17 protein-coding genes and 3 pseudogenes are annotated in these 18,091 nt (G+C 69.2%); 11 read left to right on the top strand and 9 right to left on the bottom strand.

The features are described 5' to 3' along the window. The first annotated feature begins 86 nt into the window (after positions 1-86). The 3 genes from BJF85_RS00325 to BJF85_RS30935 all read left to right on the top strand — a co-directional run bounded on the left by BJF85_RS00325 (position 87) and on the right by BJF85_RS30935 (position 1,156). Positions 87-620, top strand: coding sequence for an AbrB family transcriptional regulator (locus tag BJF85_RS00325; protein ID WP_222844396.1), 534 nt, complete (start codon positions 87-89; stop codon positions 618-620). A gap of 115 nt (positions 621-735) precedes the next feature. After that, positions 736-885: a hypothetical protein gene (locus tag BJF85_RS28595; protein ID WP_222844395.1), complete on the top strand. Its 150-nt coding sequence runs from the start codon at positions 736-738 to the stop codon at positions 883-885. After that, positions 836-1,156, top strand: coding sequence for an AbrB family transcriptional regulator (locus tag BJF85_RS30935; protein ID WP_369822038.1), 321 nt, complete (start codon positions 836-838; stop codon positions 1,154-1,156). The genes BJF85_RS28595 and BJF85_RS30935 overlap by 50 nt, the downstream gene beginning before the upstream one ends. On the opposite strand, the gene BJF85_RS00315 is transcribed toward BJF85_RS30935, so the two are convergent. Then, a complete protein-coding gene (locus tag BJF85_RS00315; RefSeq protein WP_075845249.1) occupies positions 1,144-2,109 on the bottom strand; it encodes a LysR family transcriptional regulator in 966 nt (321 codons plus the stop codon). The genes BJF85_RS30935 and BJF85_RS00315 overlap by 13 nt on opposite strands. 226 nt (positions 2,110-2,335) lie before the next feature. Here BJF85_RS00315 and BJF85_RS00310 point away from each other — a divergent pair, with 226 nt between their 5' ends. The 4 genes and pseudogenes from BJF85_RS00310 (at position 2,336) to BJF85_RS00300 (ending at position 6,664) form a co-directional block, all read left to right on the top strand. Next, entirely contained in the window at positions 2,336-3,430 is a 1,095-nt protein-coding gene (locus BJF85_RS00310; RefSeq protein WP_075845248.1) for a PrpF domain-containing protein, read from the top strand. A gap of 37 nt (positions 3,431-3,467) precedes the next feature. Then, entirely contained in the window at positions 3,468-4,568 is a 1,101-nt protein-coding gene (locus BJF85_RS00305; protein ID WP_075845247.1) for a twin-arginine translocation signal domain-containing protein, read from the top strand. Positions 4,569-4,662: 94 nt separating this feature from the next. Further along, positions 4,663-4,938 (top strand): tripartite tricarboxylate transporter permease, encoded by a 276-nt coding sequence (locus BJF85_RS30930; protein WP_139320396.1) that lies wholly within the window; start codon positions 4,663-4,665, stop codon positions 4,936-4,938. Further along, a pseudogene (locus BJF85_RS00300) lies at positions 4,893-6,664 on the top strand (tripartite tricarboxylate transporter permease). Before BJF85_RS30930 ends, BJF85_RS00300 begins: the two are co-directional and overlap by 46 nt. A 64-nt stretch (positions 6,665-6,728) precedes the next feature. Here the strand turns inward: BJF85_RS00300 and BJF85_RS00295 are convergent. Continuing rightward, complete coding sequence (locus BJF85_RS00295) at positions 6,729-8,126, bottom strand: class II fumarate hydratase (RefSeq protein ID WP_075845246.1); 1,398 nt, start codon at positions 8,124-8,126, stop codon at positions 6,729-6,731. A 70-nt stretch (positions 8,127-8,196) separates the two neighbouring features. Here BJF85_RS00295 and BJF85_RS00290 point away from each other — a divergent pair, with 70 nt between their 5' ends. Then, a complete protein-coding gene (locus BJF85_RS00290; RefSeq protein WP_075845333.1) occupies positions 8,197-9,192 on the top strand; it encodes an NAD(P)/FAD-dependent oxidoreductase in 996 nt (331 codons plus the stop codon). A 96-nt stretch (positions 9,193-9,288) separates the two neighbouring features. Here BJF85_RS00290 and BJF85_RS00285 read toward each other — a convergent pair whose 3' ends face one another. Then, a complete protein-coding gene (locus BJF85_RS00285) occupies positions 9,289-10,803 on the bottom strand; it encodes an MFS transporter (protein ID WP_075845332.1) in 1,515 nt (504 codons plus the stop codon). A gap of 92 nt (positions 10,804-10,895) precedes the next feature. On the opposite strand from BJF85_RS00285, the gene BJF85_RS00280 reads away from it, so the two are divergent. Then, the gene (locus BJF85_RS00280) at positions 10,896-11,558 is read left to right on the top strand and encodes a TetR/AcrR family transcriptional regulator (protein WP_075845245.1); all 663 of its coding nucleotides are present in this window, start codon (positions 10,896-10,898) and stop codon (positions 11,556-11,558) included. A 12-nt stretch (positions 11,559-11,570) separates the two neighbouring features. On the opposite strand, the gene BJF85_RS00275 is transcribed toward BJF85_RS00280, so the two are convergent. Next, a complete protein-coding gene (locus tag BJF85_RS00275; protein WP_083665804.1) occupies positions 11,571-12,014 on the bottom strand; it encodes a MarR family winged helix-turn-helix transcriptional regulator in 444 nt (147 codons plus the stop codon). A gap of 74 nt (positions 12,015-12,088) precedes the next feature. Here BJF85_RS00275 and BJF85_RS26305 point away from each other — a divergent pair, with 74 nt between their 5' ends. Beyond that, positions 12,089-12,748, top strand: coding sequence for an SgcJ/EcaC family oxidoreductase (locus BJF85_RS26305; protein WP_083665803.1), 660 nt, complete (start codon positions 12,089-12,091; stop codon positions 12,746-12,748). A 3-nt stretch (positions 12,749-12,751) separates the two neighbouring features. On the opposite strand, the gene BJF85_RS00265 is transcribed toward BJF85_RS26305, so the two are convergent. From BJF85_RS00265 to BJF85_RS00245, 5 genes and pseudogenes are all read right to left on the bottom strand, one after another. Next, on the bottom strand, positions 12,752-13,495 hold the full coding sequence (locus BJF85_RS00265; protein WP_255375283.1) for a trypsin-like serine protease: 744 nt from the start codon (positions 13,493-13,495) through the stop codon (positions 12,752-12,754). A gap of 31 nt (positions 13,496-13,526) precedes the next feature. Continuing rightward, a pseudogene (gene glpX, locus BJF85_RS00260) lies at positions 13,527-14,569 on the bottom strand (class II fructose-bisphosphatase); the annotation flags it as partial. Positions 14,570-14,687: 118 nt separating this feature from the next. Continuing rightward, entirely contained in the window at positions 14,688-14,954 is a 267-nt protein-coding gene (locus BJF85_RS00255) for an exodeoxyribonuclease VII small subunit (RefSeq protein ID WP_075845243.1), read from the bottom strand. Between the two features lie 45 nt (positions 14,955-14,999). Then, on the bottom strand, positions 15,000-16,256 hold the full coding sequence (gene xseA, locus BJF85_RS00250; RefSeq protein WP_075845242.1) for an exodeoxyribonuclease VII large subunit: 1,257 nt from the start codon (positions 16,254-16,256) through the stop codon (positions 15,000-15,002). Next, on the bottom strand, positions 16,253-16,948 hold the full coding sequence (locus tag BJF85_RS00245) for a lipid droplet-associated protein (protein ID WP_075845241.1): 696 nt from the start codon (positions 16,946-16,948) through the stop codon (positions 16,253-16,255). The genes xseA and BJF85_RS00245 overlap by 4 nt, the downstream gene beginning before the upstream one ends. A gap of 124 nt (positions 16,949-17,072) precedes the next feature. Between BJF85_RS00245 and BJF85_RS00240 the strand changes: the two are divergent. Beyond that, positions 17,073-18,064: pseudogene (locus BJF85_RS00240) on the top strand (4-hydroxy-3-methylbut-2-enyl diphosphate reductase). Positions 18,065-18,091: the final 27 nt, after the last annotated feature.

Raw genomic sequence — 18,091 nt, 5'->3', positions numbered from 1 at the left:
CCAACTGACTATTCAGCATGCCAACACTTGGCCCGGAGCTCAACCGGCGTCGGCGCAGGATCGGCGCGGAGAGTGAGGAGAGAGGCTTGACCTCCGAACACGCGGGACGGCGCGGCCAGCAGCGACTGGGAGTGCTGCGGCTCCTGGTGGGAGCAGCCGTGGTGGGAGGTCTCTTCGAGTACCTGGGGCTACCGGCGGGGATGCTTCTCGGTAGCGCGCTCGGCGCGGCTCTGGTCAACCAGCCGTATCGGCCGAGTATGCGTCCCACGGCCTTTCCGCGTGCGATGCGCCAGACCGGCCTCATCGCCATCGGCCTGGTGAGTGGCGTGATGCTCACCGTGGACTCGTTGGTGAGCACTGCGGCTATCGCTCTACCCGTCGTGGGGGCTTACCTTGCCCTGGGCATCCTCAACCTGAGTCTCATCACGCTTCTGATGTCTCGCTACGGCCTCGACCCCGCCACGGCCGTACTCACGGTTACTCCCGGGGGCCTGAGCGAGGTCAGCGCGCTGGCCATCGACAAGGGGGCCCAGCTCGGAGTGGTGCTCACCGTCCACGCGGTACGTCTGTTCGCCCTCGTCTTCCTCCTGCTCCCCGTTCTGCTGATGGTGCTCGCTTGATGGATCTGGTTCCGCTGATCGTCGTCATGGCAGGTTCTGTGGGGACCGCGCTGGTTTTCCGCTGGGCCCGCATCCCCCTGTGGGCCCTGACCGGGGGCTTGTCGGCGCAGCCTCGATGAACCTCGGTATGGGGTTGGAGGTGGAGGCCCCCGAGCTGGTCGTCCTCGCTGCCAAGCTCCTGATCGGCGCCGCTATCGGGGCCGCCCTGGGCCCCGATGTCCTGCGACAGTTCCTGCGCTTCGTCGGGCCGGGCGTCTGGCGGTGACCACGGTCCTCGGGGTCGGAGTGTTCTTCGGTGGGGCTTCGCGGCATGGGGCCTGATGGAACCGGGGGAATCCATGTTCGCGTTGTTGCCAGGCGGGGTCGGTGAGATGGTGGCGACGGCGGTATCGCTGGGGTTCGACGGAGCCGTGGTGACGGGCGCCCATATGGTCCGACTGTTCACCGTCGTACTCAGTCTTCCCTTGATCTTCTGGGCTGCCGAAGCTATCCACCGCCGATGGATAGCCGGAGGGCGGGACGGTCAGGCGGAGTGAGATTCGCTCCCCGCGTCGCGGGACGGACGCGTGCCGACGGGGTCGGACGTGGTGAATTCCTGCCGGACCTGCTCCATCAACACTGAGCGGAAGGCCACTTCGGCCGGGGAATAGACTCGCTCCTCCCGCTGGGCGAGCAGCACGTTACGCACAGGGGCTTCGTCCCCCAGGGCAAGTACCCGGACGTCCGGATGCTGGATGGCGATGGCGCTGCGCGGGGCCATCGCCACTCCGATGCCGACGCTCACCATCGCCTGAGCCTCCTGGTAGTTGTTGGCGTACAGGGCGATCGACGGCCGGAATCCGGCCTTCTCCGCCGCTCGCTCCAGGACTTCCACCACAGGATGCCGGTTGGCGCGCACGATCCATGATTCGTCGCGCAGCTGTGCGAGGGTGATCTGGTCCTGGCCGGCCAAGGGGTGGCGTTTCGAGACCAGGATTACGGAGTCCTCCCGAAACAGCTCTTGTAGTCGCAGCCCTTCGATCTTGACCGGCTGCCATGGGTACTCCCACAGGAAACATAGGTGGGATCGTCCTCGCTCGAGATCCTCCAGGAGCTCGTCGAAGCGTCCGCTGGAGACCGAGAGGTCGATGGCGGGATAGCGGGTCTTGAACGTCTCCAGCACGCGTGGCAGGAACGAGGCGGCCATGGTGGGGAAGGCCCCTACGATCAGCGACCCCCTGTTCCCTTCGGCCAGATCGCGAAGGTCGGCCGCTGCCGCATCGAGCTGCCGCAGCACCTTGCGCGCGTGACTGACGAGCACATGCCCTGCGTCGGTGGGGGTAATCCCGCGGGGACGGCGCCGAACCAGGGGGTGCCCGGCCTCCCGCTCGAGCTTCTTGAGCTGTTGGGACACGGCGGAAGGGGTATAGCCGAGCTCGTCGGCCGCCGCCGTGATGGAGCCGGTCTCGGCTACACGCAGCAGAACCTCAAGTCTGTGCGGGTTCAGCATGACACTCCACTTAAGTGGACCTTCACGGCGCTTCCTTTTTTGTAAATCTGCTTTATCTGGCAGGTCGCAGGCTATGCGCAGGGCCTGTGTGCGCGCAAGGCCTCCGCGTTTCCCCACTGACGAGTGAAGCGTTGCTTAACCATCCATCAAACAATGAACATTGTGTTAATTCGCGGGTGCTGTGAAGCTGCTCTGCGATAGCGGACATTGTGGCGAAAGGCACCTGATGCAGATCTCGGCAAGCTGGGTCCGAGGAGGAACCAGCAAATGCTGGGTGTTCGAGAAGGAGCACATCGAAAGAACCGGATTGTCGGCCGATGAGCTGCTCCCGCGCGTCTACGGGAGTCCGGACCTACGGCAGATCGACGGAGTTGGAGGGGCCACGTCCACCACGAGCAAGGCAGTGATCCTTGAACCGTCCGCCGATGACGACCTCGACGTCGTGTACACGTTCGCCCAGGTCGGGATCGAGGAGTTCAAGGTGGACTGGGGCAGCAACTGTGGAAACTGCTCGGCTACCGCGGGTCTGTACGCACTGGAGCGCGGCTGGGTGCAGGCCGCCGGGGACGTGACGTACGTCCGGACGTTCAACACCAACAGTGGTCAGAAAGTGGTTCAGCGGATCCCTACACCGGGGGGCGCACTGCCTGCCGAGCCGAACGCCATCATCCCCGGCACGGTCTACCCCGGCCACGAGGTCGGTCTGGGCTTCGTCGAACCGGGAGGAAAGACCACCGGTAACCTTCTGCCGACCGGGTCCAGCACTGATGTGCTCACCGTCGGCGGCGTCGACTACCCCGTCTCGATCATCGACGCGGGGGCTCCGGCCGTCATCCTCTCACCGGAAACTGCCGGTCTCGCCGGGCTGCCACATGCGGAGTGGGCCGGGACGGCGATCACCGAGAAACTCTCCGTGCTGGACAAGATCCGCCGAGCGGGCGCCGTCGCCATGGGCCTTGCTCCCACCCCGGGATCGGCCGAGCGCGCTGTCCCCAAGCTCGGAATCGCAGGCCCTGCCGAGGATGCGGATGCCGATATCGAGGTCCTGATGCTCTCGATGGGCAAGCCCCACCCGGCCATGCCCATCACCGGCAGCGTGGCGATGACGATGGCGGCTTTCACCGAAGGGACGTTCCTCCACCGGGCAGTGATGTTGGGCCGTACGACCGGAAAACTGCGCTTTCGCACCCCGGCCGGGATCATCGTCACCTTCGCCGACGACTTCGGCGGCGAGCTCGTCGTCGGTGCCGACCGCACCGCGCGCACCCTGGCCGACGCCACTCTGTACATTCCCGACCCCCCGCTGGAGCACGTCGCGTAGGTGCGGCGTACTTCGCTTTTACGAACCAGGAGATGCAATGGTGCATCCGATCTCCCGACGGAACTTCCTCATCGGTGGCGCACTGGGCGTCGCAGCGGCCGGCTTGGCCGGATGCGCCCCGCCTCAGGCCGCTTTCAAGGCTTCGGGGCCCGGGGTGGTCGATGTCGTCATCCCCTACGCCGCCGGCGGCGGGACCGACACTTGGGGCCGATTCGTAGCCCCGTACTTCGCCGACCTGCAGAAGGACGTCTCCCGGTACCAGTTCGACAACATCGCCGGTGGCGAATCAGTGACAGGAACCAACGCCTACGCCGCCTCGGGTGTGAACGACGGCCGGTACATCCTCGTCAGCTCCGGGACCACGTACCTGCAGGGGATGCTGGAACAGGGGAACGTCGAGTTCGACTTCCGCAAGATGGTGCCGCTGGTTCTGCATGGCACAGGCGGAATCCTGTATTCCAACGCAGCCAGTGGAATCCGCTCCATGGAAGACCTTCTCGAAGCGGGCGAGCGCGCCAAGATCGGGGGCATTTCTGCCTCAGGTCTGGACCTGGTCCCCTTGCTGGCGCTCGAGGTCCTGGGAGCGACCGTGACGGGAGTCTTCGGCTTCGAGGGAAGAGGGCCGTCGCGTCTGGCATTGGAACGGGGCGAAACCGATATCGACTTCCAGACCACCTCCACTTGGCTCGGTCCTCTCTCGTCCATGGCCGAGGACGGGGATATCCACCCGATCTTCTCCGTGGGCGTCCTCAGGGACGGTGAGGTCGTCCGCGATCCCAACATGCCGGATGTGCCTACGCTCGAAGAGATCTACCGGAACCTCCACGGCGAGGCTCCCCACGGTCTGGCCTACGAGGCCTATCAGTCGTTCGTCACCCCGGCGTTCTTCTACCAGAAGGGCTTCTGGTCCAACGCGGGAACGAGTGAGGAGCTCGTCGACGCGTATGCGGAGATGGTCGGGAAGCTCAACCGGAACGAGAAGTTCCTGGACGAGGCCGCAGGCGCGCTGGGCGGCTACGACCTGCAGCCGGGCCACGGTAACGCCGAGATCTTCCGCAGGGCCCTGGACATCAGGCCCGCAGCACTCCGCCATGCCAAGAGGTTTCTCACCAGCGAGTACGGAGCGGTCCTGAGCTGATCCCGCCGTGGCACACCGACCATGCGGCTGCCCGGCCGGTTGTTATCCGTACCGGTTTCCAGCGCCGCAACCAGTAGCACTTTAAGGACAACAGATGTTAGAGGCAGCCACTGCCGCCTTGGCCAGCTTCGCCGATCCGGCGATGCTGCTGTACCTGATCGTCGGAGTCGTCGTCGGACTGGTCATCGGCGTCATCCCCGGACTGGGGGGCACGGGGGCGGTAGCGGTCCTGATGCCCTTCGTGTTCGTGCTCGAGCCGAACCAGGCGATCGCCATGATCATCGGTGCCGTCGCCGTGGTGCACACGTCGACGTCATCACGTCGGTGGTGCTGGGTATCCCCGGTTCCGCGTCGGCGGCGGTGTTCCTGATGGATGGTCACGCGATGGCCAAGAAGGGCGAAGGCGGCCGCGCACTCTCGGCCAGCTTCATCGCATCCGCCCTCGGCGGCATCATCGGCATCATCGGACTGACCCTGGTCGTACCTGTGGCTCAGCCGGTGGTCACGGCCTTCGGATCGCCAGAGATCTTCATGCTGATCGTGCTGGGGATCTTCCTTACCGCGATGTTGTCAGAGGGCAATGTCGTCAAGGGACTGGTGGTCGCCGCCTTCGGCATGGTCCTGGGAATCGTGGGGATGTCCCCGATCTCGGCCGAGTACCGCTACAGCTTCGGTTCGGAGTATCTGTCCGAGGGCATTGGCCTGGTGGCGGCTGCGCTGGGCATCTTCGGCGTGGCGAGATCATCCAGCTGGTCGCCAAGCGCACCGCAGTCGCAGACAAGAACATCAGCCTCGGTAAGGGCTGGGCCAGGGGAGCCCGCGACGTCGTCAGGTACAAGGGAGATGTCCTTCGCGGGTCCGGCCTCGGTGTCGGTGTCGGCATCCTGCCCGGCGTCGGGGCCACGGCCGGGGCGTGGCTGGCCTACGGGCAGGCGCAGGCACTCGGAAGCCGTCGCAAGGGCGCTCGTTTCGGCCAGGGCGACCCCCGCGGCGTCATCGCCCCATCGGCGGCGAGCAACGGTATCGAGTCCGGCGCGTTGATCCCGACACTGCTGTTCGGCGTGCCCGGCGCCGCTCCCTTCGCTCTGCTTCTCGGCGTGTTACTGATCTTCGGCATCCAGCCCGGCCCCGACTTGATCGAGCAGGACCTCGACCTCGTCTACTTCATCGTCTGGTCGTTCGCCATCGCGTCGGTCGTCGGTGCGATCCTTGCCTTCTTCATGGCCCGGCCGCTCGCCCGGCTCAGCTATGTCAGCTTCCCGGTCCTGGCCGCCGCCTTGGTACCGCTGCTGTTCATGAGCGGGTTCCAGGAGCCGTTGCACCTCGGCGTCTTCTACACGATGCTGCTGCTGGGCATCGTCGGCTGGCTCTGCAAGATCTCCGACATTCCGCGGGCGCCGTTCCTGATCGCCTACGTGCTCGCGATCCCGCTGGAGAGGTACTACTACATCACCGTGTCGGCGTTCGAGCCCGGCGAGTGGATGACCCGGCCCTTCGTCATCGCGGTCGCGTTGCTGCTCGTCATCGCTGTCTGCGTGGTCGTCTATCGGAACGTCAAACGCCAGAAGGTTGCCGAGAACACCGAAACGGACGGCGATGTGGCGACGGAAGCGGCCGCGGACTCTTCCGCGACCAATGAGGACAAGATGAATGTCCCGCCCTTCGTGGGAGTGGCCATGACCGTCGGCGCGATGCTCTTCTTCGTGGCCGCCTTCGTCCTCGCGACCGACTTCTCTCCGAACGGCCAGCTTTTCCCGTACGCTGCCAGCATCCTGGGATTCGGACTCGGATCGGTGGCGCTAGTCAACGACCTCCGACAGGTGCGCAGACAGGGCGGCTTCGGACGGGTCGAAGGAGCTTTCCGGGCGCAGCTGAAGGTCGTGGGAATCTCGATTCTGTGGCTGCTGGCCTTCGTGTGGCTGGTCTTCCTGGTCGGCATGTACGTCGGCACGGCCGTCTTCGCCCTGGTCTTCCTCCGCGTGGTGGCCCGGATGAAGCCACATTTCGCGGTGATCTACGTGGCCGCCATCGTCGGGGCGCTCTACGCCTTGGAGCGGTTCGCCGAGCTCATGGCGCCGGTCGGCTGGCTCATCTGACGAACGAGGCGTTCGCCAGGTAGCGCGTTCGGGGGTCGCCCGCGCCGGGCGACCCCCGAACGGTTCACTTCCCGCCGCGGGCCATGCGCAGCACGTCGAGGGCCTCGTCGAGCTGGGCCTCGGTGAGCGACCCCCGCTCGAGGTGGCCGCGCTCGACGACGACCTCCCGGATGGTCTTGAGCTCCTTGAGGGCCTGCTTGGCGACGGCCGCCGCCTCCTCGTAGCCGAGGTAGGCGTTGAGCGGCGTGACGATGGACGGCGACCCCTCGGCGTAGGCCTGCGTGCGCTCGGTGTTGACGGTGACGCCGGCGAACACCTTGTCGGCCAACAGCCGCGACACGGCCGCCAGCAGCCGCGCGGACTCGAGGACGTTGCGGGCGATGACCGGCAGGTTGACGTTGAGCTGGAAGTTGCCCTGCGCACCGGCGAACGCGACGGCGGCGTCGTTGCCGATCACCTGGGCCACGACCTGCAGCGTCGCCTCCGGGATGACGGGGTTGACCTTGCCCGGCATGATCGACGACCCGGGCTGCAGGTCGGGCAGCTCGAGCTCGGCGAGGCCGGTGCGCGGTCCGGAGCCGAGCCACCGCAGGTCGTTGGCGATCTTGTTCAGCGACACGGCGACGGTGCGCAGGTGCGCGGAGGTCTCCACCACGCCGTCCTGCGCGGCCTGCGCCTCGAAGTGGTCGCGCGCCTCGGTCAACGGCAGTCCGGTGACCTTCGCCAGCTCGGCGGACACCGCGGAGCCGAATCCGTCGGGGGCGTTGAGCCCGGAGCCGACGGCGGTGCCGCCGATGGGCAGCTCGCCGAGGCGGGGCAGACCGCTGCGCAGCCGTTCGATGCCGAACCGCACCTGGGCGGCCCACGCGCCGGCCTCCTGGCCGAGGGTGATGGGCACGGCATCCATCAGGTGGGTACGGCCCGACTTGACGATGTCCGACCACTCGGCCGCGCGCTGCTCGACGGCGGTGGCGAGGTGGTCGAGCGCGGGGATCACGTCGGTGAGCACGGCCTCGGTCGCGGCGACGTGAATGGTCGTGGGGAACGTGTCGTTCGACGACTGCGAGGCGTTGACGTGATCGTTCGGGTGCACGTCGCGGCCCAGAGCCCGGCTCGCGACGGTGGCGATGACCTCGTTGGCGTTCATGTTCGACGACGTGCCGGAGCCGGTCTGGAACACGTCGATGGGGAAGTGCTCGTCGTGCTCACCGTCGGCGACCTCGTCGGCCGCGGACGCGATCGCCGCCGCCAGGTCCGCCTCGAGGACGCCGAGGCGGCCGTTGACGCGGGCCGCCGCGGCCTTGAGGAGGCCGAGGGCGCGAATCTGGGCGCGTTCGAGTCCGCGCCCGGAGATCGGGAAGTTCTCGACGGCACGCTGGGTCTGTGCGCGGTAGAGGGCGTCGGCGGGGACCCGCACTTCGCCCATGGTGTCGTGTTCGATCCGGAATTCCTGCTCTGCCATGTCCCCAGTCTGCTCCCGGGGCGGCGGTGCGCGCCTGGTGTCGTGGCGCACGTTCGGGCACGATCGGATCATGGGACAGGCGGAGAACATCGACGTCGACGTGGTGATCGTCGGCGCGGGACCGACGGGCCTGTTCGCGGCCTACTACGCGGGCTTTCGGGGATTGTCGACGGCGGTGGTCGATTCGCTGCCGGAGGCAGGCGGCCAGGTCACGGCCATGTACCCGGAGAAGATGATCTACGACGTCGCGGGTTTCCCCGCGGTACGCGGCCGCGATCTCGTCGACGGGCTCGTGAAACAGGCGTCGCAGTGGAGCCCGCAGTACCTGTTGGGGCGCAAGGCCGAGACGTTGGGCGAGACCGCTGACCGGTTCACCATGACGTTGGACGGCGCGGACACGGTGCGCGCCAGGGCCGTGTTGATCACCGCGGGGATCGGCGAGTTCACGCCGCGTCCCCTGCCCGCGGGCGACGGCTGGCTCGGCCGGGGGATGGTCCACTTCGTACCCGCGCTCGACGAGCACGCCGGCAGGGACGTCGTGGTCGTCGGTGGCGGCGACTCGGCGTTCGACTGGGTGCTGGCGCTGCACCCGATCGCGCGCAGCGTGACGCTGGTGCACCGCAGGGCCAGGTTCCGTGCCGCCGAGTCGATCGTGCGCGAGGTGCGGGACAAGGGCGTACGCATCATCACCGACGCCGAGGTGACCGAGCTGCGCGGGGACGAACGCGGCCTCGCCGACGTCACGCTGGAGATCAAGGACCCGGAGACCAAGGAATTGCGGCACGAGACGCTGCCCGCGCAGACGGTCGTGGCGGCCTTGGGTTTCACGGCCGACCTGGGCCCCATCGAGAGCTGGGGTCTGGAGATCCACCAGCGTTCGATCAGCGTGGACTCGACCATGGCCACGGCCCGCAAGGGCGTGTACGCCGCCGGGGACGTCGCCGCCTACCCGGGCAAGGTGAAGCTCATCGCGACCGGCTTCGGCGAGGCGGCCACGGCGATCAACAACATCGCCGTGGAGATCGACCCCAACGCCAAACTCTTCCCGGGTCACTCCACCGGCTGACCCCGCCCCACCGTGTCAGCACCCCACGTCGCCGTGTCAGCACTTGGCGTCGCCGTGTCAGCGTTCCACGTCGCCGTGTTGGCGTCCCGGGGACGCTCAACGGACCCGCCGTCCACGCAACAGCAGTCCGCACGCGACGGCGGCGGCTCCGAGCACGCCGACGCCGGCCCACGAGGCGACGACCAGTCCGTCGACGAACGCCCCGCGAGCGAGCTCGACAACCACGCCGCCGAGCTGATCGGGAACCCGCTCGGACACGGCCAGGGCGGCCCCGAGGTTCGACCCGACCACGTCGCCCAGCTCGCCGGGAAGGGCGTCCGGTAGGCCGTCGAGGACCCCGCTCCGGTAGACGGCCGTGCCGACCGACCCGAGCACGGCGATCCCCATGGCGGCGCCGAGCTCGCTCGACGTCTCCGACAGTGCGGCCGCCGCGCCCGCCCGTTCCGGTGCCGCGGACGCGACGACGACGTCCGTCGCCAGCGTCATCATCGGCGCGATGCCGCCGCCGATCGCGGCCCCGGACGCGATGACCGTGGCCAGTCCACCGCCCGACGCGGCCACCGCGAACAGGGCCATGCCCGTCGCCGCGACGACCGCACCGCCGGCGAAGACCGGGGCGTATCCGGATCGGGCCGCGAGGGCGGGTGCGGTCACGGACGCGGCGCCGACGGCGCCCATGATCGGCAGCATTGCCACGGCGGCGGTCAACGGGGACAGGTCGTGGACGAGCTGCAGGTACTGCGCGTTGTAGAGCATCAGCCCGACGAGCGCGAACATCGCCAGTCCCGCGCCCAGCACAGCGCCGACGAACGGCGGGCTGCGGAAGAGCCGCACGTCGATCAGCGGCATCCGCGCGCGTGGCTGCCGCGCCAGCAGGGCCGCGCCCGCGGCCAGGCCGGCGGCCGCCGCGAGCACGGGTGCGACCGTGACGGCCAGGTCCTCGGCGACGGTCTTCACCGCCCACACGATCGGCAGGATCGCGGCGAACGACAGGACGACGTCCAGTGTGGACATCCGGGCGACGCCGGTGTCGCGGTACTCGGGCACGAGTCGTGGCACCACGAGGATCAACAGCACGACCACCGGGACGTTGATCAGGAACACCGACCCCCACCACATCACCTCGAGCAGGAGCCCGCCGGCGACCGGGCCGAACGCGATGCCGCCGGACAGGCTGGCGGTCCAGATGCCGATGGCCCGACTGCGTTCGGCCGGGTCGGGGAACAGCGACCGGATGAGCGACAGCGTGGACGGCATGAGCGTCGCACCGCCGACACCCATCAGCGCCCTCGCGACGATCAGCACCTCGGGCGTGGTCGCGAACGCCGCGAGCACCGACGCCGCCCCGAACACCGCCGAGCCGTAGAGCAGCAGCCGCCGTCTGCCGATGCGGTCGCCGACGTTGCCCATCACGATCAGCAGGCCCGCGAGCAGGAACCCGTAGATGTCCAGGATCCAGAGCGTCTGCCCCGGTCCCGGTGTCAGCTCGCGCCCGATCGTGGGCATCGCGATGTGCAGGATCGTGACGTCCATCGAGGTGGCGACGACCGGCAGGGTCAGCACGGTCAGTCCGGCCCACCTCGACCTCGCGCCCTTCGTGTCCGTGCTCATGGCCTTCTCCTCGACGTGGATGCGAACACCGTTCCCATCCACCGTAGCGAACGATGTTCGCTACGGCTAGGGTCGGGTGTGGAGGTGAGGTCGTGAGCCCTCGGATCGGCCCGTCGGGCCCGCTGTCGCGCATTCGCATCACGACGGCGGCCATCGAGCTCGCCGACCGCGAGGGACTCGACGCCGTCTCGATGCGCCGGGTCGCCGACCAGCTGCGCACCGGCCCGGCGTCGCTCTACCGGCACATCGCGGGCCGCGAGGAACTGGTGACCGCGATGGTCGAGCACGTCACCGGCGAGTACGCCTACCCCGACGCGTCCGGAATGGACTGGCGCGACTGCATGCACGCGCTCGCGAAACAGGACTGGGCTGCGTTGCTCGCGCATCCCTGGCTGCTCACGGCCACGGCGACGACGACCCCGCCGTTCGGGACGGCCTCGCTCGCGGCCATGGAATGGGCGCTCACCGCGCTGCGCAGGGCGGGACTGTCGCCCGCCGAGAGCGGACGCGCGGTCATGACGATCAACAACTACGTCCAGGGTGCCGCGCGGGTCGCCCTGGGCGGGCAGTTCGACGACGTCGAGGGTGATCCGGGGGTGGGGTGGCGGCGCCGGCTCGGCGACGTCGACCTGTCGGGATTTCCCGAACTGCAGCGGCTGGTGTCCGCGAGCGTTCCCGCCGACCGGGACTGGTTCGCCGACGGGCTCGACGTGATCCTCGACGGTATCGCCCGGCGCGGGGGGCTGGAGCCGTAGCGGGCGCGGGGTTCAGCTTTCCCGGGACGCGCGCGTGGCCGTGGCGTAGGCCTCGGTCGCGGCGTGGAAGTACGCGAGCAGTCCCTCCCGCTGATCGTCGCTCAACGCCGCGACGGCCTCGCCGATGGGGCCGCGGACGTGGTTCAGGAGTTCGGACAGGCCGGTCGGCAGGTGGCCGGTGTGGGTGATCGCGGTCCGGCGCCGGTCCGCGGAGTCGACGACGCGTTCGGCGATGCCCGCACTGATCAGGCGATCCACGACGCGGGTCGTGGCGCTGGGGGAGAGCCCCAGCTGTTCGGCCAGCTGTCCCGTGGTCAACGGTCCGTCCAGGTCGAGCAGGCTGCTGGCCTGGTAGTCCGACGGGCCGAGCCCGCCGGCCTCGGCCGCGGCCAGGTGGAAGCGGACGACGGCTGCGAGGTATGTCCGGTACGTGCGGGTCATGTCGGACGGGTTCACCTTGACTCCTTATGTGCACATGTGCAACTGTTGCACTCATACACATAATAACTCACCGAACTGGGGAACAGCCGATGACACGCGACGACAGCTCCACCAGCGAATCCCGCGAACCCCGACCGACACGGAGACCGCGACGCCGGCTGTGGATCGTCCTCGCATCGGTCGTCGGGGCGTTGGCGATCCTGCTCGGCGGCGCCTACGCCTGGCTGATGTCGGACGCCTCGGTGCAGGCCGCCGGCACAGCGGACTGCGAGGAGGTGTCGACCGAGGGCGCGCTGGACCACGCGGACGAGTCGCAGGCCCGCACCGGCGTGTGCGCCGTGATCGGACGACTCGCCACCGCGTGGGACCGGCAGGATGCCGAAGCCTACGGCGCGAACTTCACCGAGACCGCCACCTACACGACGTTCGCGGGCACCTACTACGACGGGCGCGACGACATCGTCCGGAGTCACGCCGCGCTCTACGACGGGCCGCTGTCCGGAACCCGCCTCGCGGACCGGTATCTGGGCCTGCGCTTCCTGTCCGAGGACATCGCAGTGCTGACCACGCGCGGCGACACCTACGACGGCGACCAGCCCGATGAGCTCACCAAGGTGCAGACCTACACACTGACCCGCGACGGCGACGACTGGAAGATCGCCGCCTTCCAGAACACCCAGCGCAAGGCGCTCATGGAACAGGTTCAGTACCGCTGGATGCCGGACACGAAGCCGAACGCCGAGCAGTGATCCTTACGTCGGCGCCTGCGCGGCAATGGTCTCGTCGATCCACGTCTGATGCGCGGGTGCGGACGTGTAGATCGACGGGGCCGAACCGCACACCGGGTCGTTGTTGCCGGAACGGCTGGACATGCCGACCAGCCGCCAGCGGTCGCCGTCGCGCACGATCTGCGGGCCACCCGAATCGCCGTAGCACGCGCCCGCCCCTTCAGGGTTGCCCGTGCACACCTCGGAGCGCCCGTCGAAACCCGCCGCGCACCGCTCGTCGGCGACCACGCGCGTGTCCAACTGCTGCAACGTCCGGGGTGACTCGTCGCCGCAGCCCTCGGGTGCGCACGTGCGGCCCCAGCCGAGCAGGCGAGTTTCCGTGCCCGGCTCGGCCGCCGCGGCGATGTCGACCGGCTCCGCCTGCACCGGCTGGGCCAGCCGCACCAACGCCACGTCCCCGGTCGACCCCGGCGACGTGTACGACGGGTGCACCACGACCTCGGCCGGCTGTGCGACCTCGCCGCCCTCCGCGCGGTCGGCACTGCCAACCCGCGCGGTCAGGGTGTCGGCCGGAACGCCGTCCACGCAGTGCGCCGCCGTCACCAGCCAGTCCGACCGGATCAACGACGCACCGCAGAAATGCCCCTCGGCGTCGGACAGCGACGTCATGAACGGGTACGGCTCCGCCGCGGGCTCACCGCCCACGATGTTGGGCTGCACCGATGCCGACACCGCAGGCGCACCCGCCACCACCAGGGCCGCGGCCACCGCGGCGGCCCTGCCGAGCAGACCCCGCATCAGGCAGCGGCGCCGAGCCGTCGTCACCGTCGTCCGACGCGTCGAAGTCCACCGACGAGTACGAACGCAGCTTGGTCAACCGGTGGTAGCCGTCGATCAGCCGCACCGTGCCGCTCTTCGAGCGCATCACGATCGACTGGGTCGTCGCGCCACCTGCGCGGTAGTGCACACCGCGCAGCAGGTCGCCGTCGGTGATGCCCGTGGCGCAGAAGAACACGTTGTCGCCGCGCACCAGGTCGTCGGTCGTCAGCACGCGGTCCAGGTCGTGCCCGGCGGCGACGGCGCGCTCGCGCTCCTCGTCGTCCTTCGGCCACAATCGGCCCTGCAGCTCGCCGCCGAGGCACTTCAGGGCCGCCGCCGTGATGATGCCCTCCGGCGTACCGCCGATGCCGAGCAACATGTCGACACCCGTCGTGGGCCGCGCCGCCGCGATCGCACCCGCCACGTCGCCGTCGCTGATGAACCGGATCCGCGCCCCCGCCTCACGGACCTCCTTGACCATCGTCTCGTGCCGCGGCCGGTCCAGGATGCAGACCGTCACGTCGGAGACATCGCTGTGCTTGGCCTTCGCCACCCGGCGGATGTTCTCCGCGATCGGCGCCGCCAGGTCCACGACCCCCGCGCCTCCGGGCCCACGGCCAGTTTCTCCATGTAGAACACGGCCGACGGGTCGAACATCGCCCCGCGCTCGGCCACCGCCAGCACGGCCAGCGCGTTCGGCATGCCCTTGCTCATCAACGTCGTGCCGTCGATCGGGTCGACCGCGACGTCCACCTCGGGGCCCTCGCCGTTGCCGACCTCCTCGCCGTTGAACAGCATGGGCGCCTCGTCCTTCTCGCCCTCGCCGATCACGACGACACCGCGCATCGTCACGGTGCTGATCAGCTGCCGCATCGCGTCGACCGCCGCGCCGTCGCCGCCGATCTTGTCGCCCTTGCCGGCCCAACGGCCCGCCGCCATCGCCGCCGCCTCGGTGACCCTGACGAGCTCCATGGCGAGGTTGCGGTCGGGCGCCTCGCCCCGTCTCGGCGTGCTGGTGTTCATGCTGCCTCCCGGGGTGGGTGTCGCGGAGATGCGCCGGTCACTCGATGAACGGCGTATCCAACTGCTTACAGTCTGCGCGAGCCTGCGTTGCTGGAGTTGTCGCGGACGTCACTGACGCTCACCCCTGCGGGTCGTCGGCGCCGTCCTCGGCCTCGTCGGTGTCCTCCACGGTAGCCAGCGCCGCCTCGATGCGCTCCCGCGCACCCGCCAGGTGCGTCTCGCAGAGGCGCGCCAGCTGCTCCCCGCGCTCCCACAGCGCCAGGGACTCCTCGAGCGACAGGCCACCCGCCTCGAGCTCGCGGACGACCTCCACCAGCTGGTCACGGGCCTGCTCGTAGTCGAGGCCGGACAGGTCGTCGGGGGTGTCGCCACCGGATTCGCTCACGTCGCGCTTCGCCTCACGTCTCAATGCTGTCGGCCGGGGCCGACACTATCGCGGCGGTCTCAACACCGCCGACACCGCGCCGTCGGCGACCCGCACCCGCAGCTCGGTGTCCTCTCTCACCTCGTCGACCGAGCGCAGCACCTTCAGCTCGCCGTCGTCGCCCCGGTACTGGACCACGGCGTAGCCGCGCTCCAACGTCGCCGACGGCCCCAACGCCGTCAGCCGCGCCCGCGAGGCCGCCAGCGCGCTCTGCTCGTGGGCCAACGTCGACAGGATCGCCCTGCGTGCACGCTCGGCCTGCACCTCGACGTCGGCCGCGCGCCGGTCGATCGGTCCCAGCGGATCGGCCAGACACGGCCGGCTGCGCAACTGGTCCAACTGCCTGCGCTGCCCGTCGACCCAACCGTGCAGGGCGCGCCGCGCGCGGTCCCGCAGCTGGTGCACCCGCGCCGTCTCCTCCTGCACGTCGGGCACGATCGTCTTCGCCGCGCCCGTCGGCGTCGAACAGCGCACGTCCGCCACGTGGTCCAGCAGCGGCGCATCCGGTTCGTGCCCGATCGCGCTCACCACCGGGGTGCCCGCCGCCGCGACCGCGCGGCACAGTGTCTCGTCCGAGAACGGCAGCAGGTCCTCGACACTGCCGCCGCCGCGGGCGATGACGATGACGTCCACCTCCGGGTCGGCGTCCAGAGTGGACAGCGCCCGCACGATCTGCGGCACCGCCTTCGCGCCCTGCACCGCCGTGTTGAGCACCGTGAACCGCACGGCGGGCCACCGGTTCTGCGCGTTCGCGAGCACGTCGTGCTCGGCCGCCGACGCGCGCCCGGTGATCAGACCGACCCCGCGCGGCAGGAACGGCGGCGTGCGCTTGCGCTCCGGTGCGAACAGCCCCTCGGCCGCGAGCAGCTTGCGCAACCGCTCGACCCGGGCGAGGAGCTCGCCGATGCCGACGGCGCGGATCTCGCTCGCCCGCAGGCTCAACGTGCCGCGGCCCAGCCAGAACGACGGACGCGCGTGCACGACGACGCTCGCGCCCTCCTGTAACGGCGGGTCGATCGACCGCAGCATGCGCTGCTGGCACGTCACCGACATGGACACGTCCGCCGCCGGGTCACGCAGCGTGAGGAACGCCGTCTGTGTGCCGGGACGCGCCGAGATCTGCGTGATCTGCCCCTCGACCCATACCGAACCGAGCCGGTGGATCCAGTCGGCGATCTTCCTGGCGACCGTGCGTACCGGCCACGGGTTCTCCGCCGTCGACGGCCCGGACTGGTTATCGGCCGCCTGCTGGTCGGTACTCACGCGTTGCCGGACCCCTGCTGGCCCGCTCCGGCGCCGCCGTTCGCCTCGGCGCGGACGTTGGCGATCCGGCGCGTGAGCATCCCCGTGAACGACGGCCGGTTCTCGTTGTCGCGCTCGTAGCCGAGCAGCTCCTCGAGCTCCTCGGCCGAGAACGACCGCAGCCGCGAGCGCAGCTGCGGCAGCGTCAACTCGTCGTAGTTCGCCAACCCGGCCGGCGCCGAACCCGAACCGCCGGTGGCACCGGACGGGCCCGCGGTGCTGGTGGCGCTCGTCGTGTCCGCGGTGCTCGTGGTGGCCGTGGTGGCTGTGGCCGTCTCGTCCGGCTGCTCGGGGAGCTCGGCGCTGTCGAACTCGCCGTCCTCGTGCTCCTCGCCGAGCGCGTGCGACTCGGCGTCCCACGGATCGTCGAACGTCGCCTCCGCACCGGGCTCGCCCGGCTCGGGCAGGTCGTCGTCCTCGTCGAACGTCGCCCAGTTGGGGTCGTCCTCGGCGGCCCGGAAGGCCGCCAGCGCGTCGTCACCCTTGATGGCCAGTTCGGTGACGTGCTGCTGGACCCGCATCGACGTCTGCAGCACCTGACTGGCCACCGTCACCGGCAGCTCGGTGAGATGCTTCGGCAGGTCGCGCACCGTGTCGGCGGTCGAGGCGGCGATTCCGGCCGCCACCCGAACCGGGAACGGGAAATGCTTCATGAGGCAAGCCTGCCGCATGAGTCCCCGGCTGCACAGCCCCACTACCCACGTGTGCGTGTCGCGGGCGTCGCAGTGGCCGGCGCACGGTGTCGACGCCGGCGCAACGATCCGTACCCTGAGAGGTATGAGTGCAGCCAGCCCCAGCGGTGACCAGAACGGCAAGCGTGTGCTGCTCGCGAAGCGCGCGGGTACTGCGCCGGTGTCGACCGTGCGGTGATCACGGTCGAGAAGGCGCTCGAGATGTACGGCCCGCCCGTGTACGTGCGGAAGGAGATCGTCCACAACCGGCACGTCGTGGACACGTTGCGCGAACGCGGCGTGATCTTCGTCGAAGAGACCACCGAGGTTCCCGAGGGCGCGCTCGTCGTGTTCTCGGCCCACGGCGTCTCGCCCGCGGTGCACGAGGAGGCCGAGAAGCGGAACCTGCGCACCATCGACGCCACGTGCCCGCTGGTGACGAAGGTGCACAAGGAGGTCAACCGCTTCGCCAGGGACGACTACGACATCATGCTCATCGGCCACCACGGCCACGAGGAGGTCGAGGGCACGTCCGGCGAGGCGCCCGAGCACGTGCAGCTCGTCGACACCCCCGACGATGTCTCCCAGGTGAAGGTGCGCGACCCGTCCAAGGTCGTGTGGCTCTCGCAGACGACCCTCAGCGTCGACGAGACGATGGAACGCGTCGACCAGCTGCGCGAGCGGTTCCCCGAGATCTCGGACCCGCCGAGCGACGACATCTGCTATGCCACGTCCAACCGCCAGGTCGCGGTCAAGGCGATGGCCGCCGAATGCGACCTCGTGCTGGTCGTGGGCTCGACGAACTCGTCGAACTCGCAGCGGCTCGTCGAGGTGGCCCTGCAGGCGGGCGCGAAGGACGCGCACCTGATCGACTACGCCAGCGAGGTCGACCCCACGTGGCTCGACGGCGTCGAGACCGTCGGCGTGACCAGCGGCGCCTCCGTGCCCGACGTGCTGGTCATGGAGCTGCTCGACTACCTGGACGGACGCGGCTGGAACGACGTCCAGGAGGTCACCACCGCCAACGAGAAGATCGAGTTCGCGTTGCCGCGTGAGTTGCGCGCCACGGGCGACGGCAAGCGCAGCAGCGTGCGCTGAGCCGCCGAGCCCCCGGACAGAGAAGAG

Origin of the sequence: Saccharomonospora sp. CUA-673, from assembly GCF_001942305.1 — a bacterium.
Lineage (GTDB): Bacteria > Actinomycetota > Actinomycetes > Mycobacteriales > Pseudonocardiaceae > Prauserella.
This window is presented reverse-complemented; position numbering and strand designations above follow the sequence as displayed.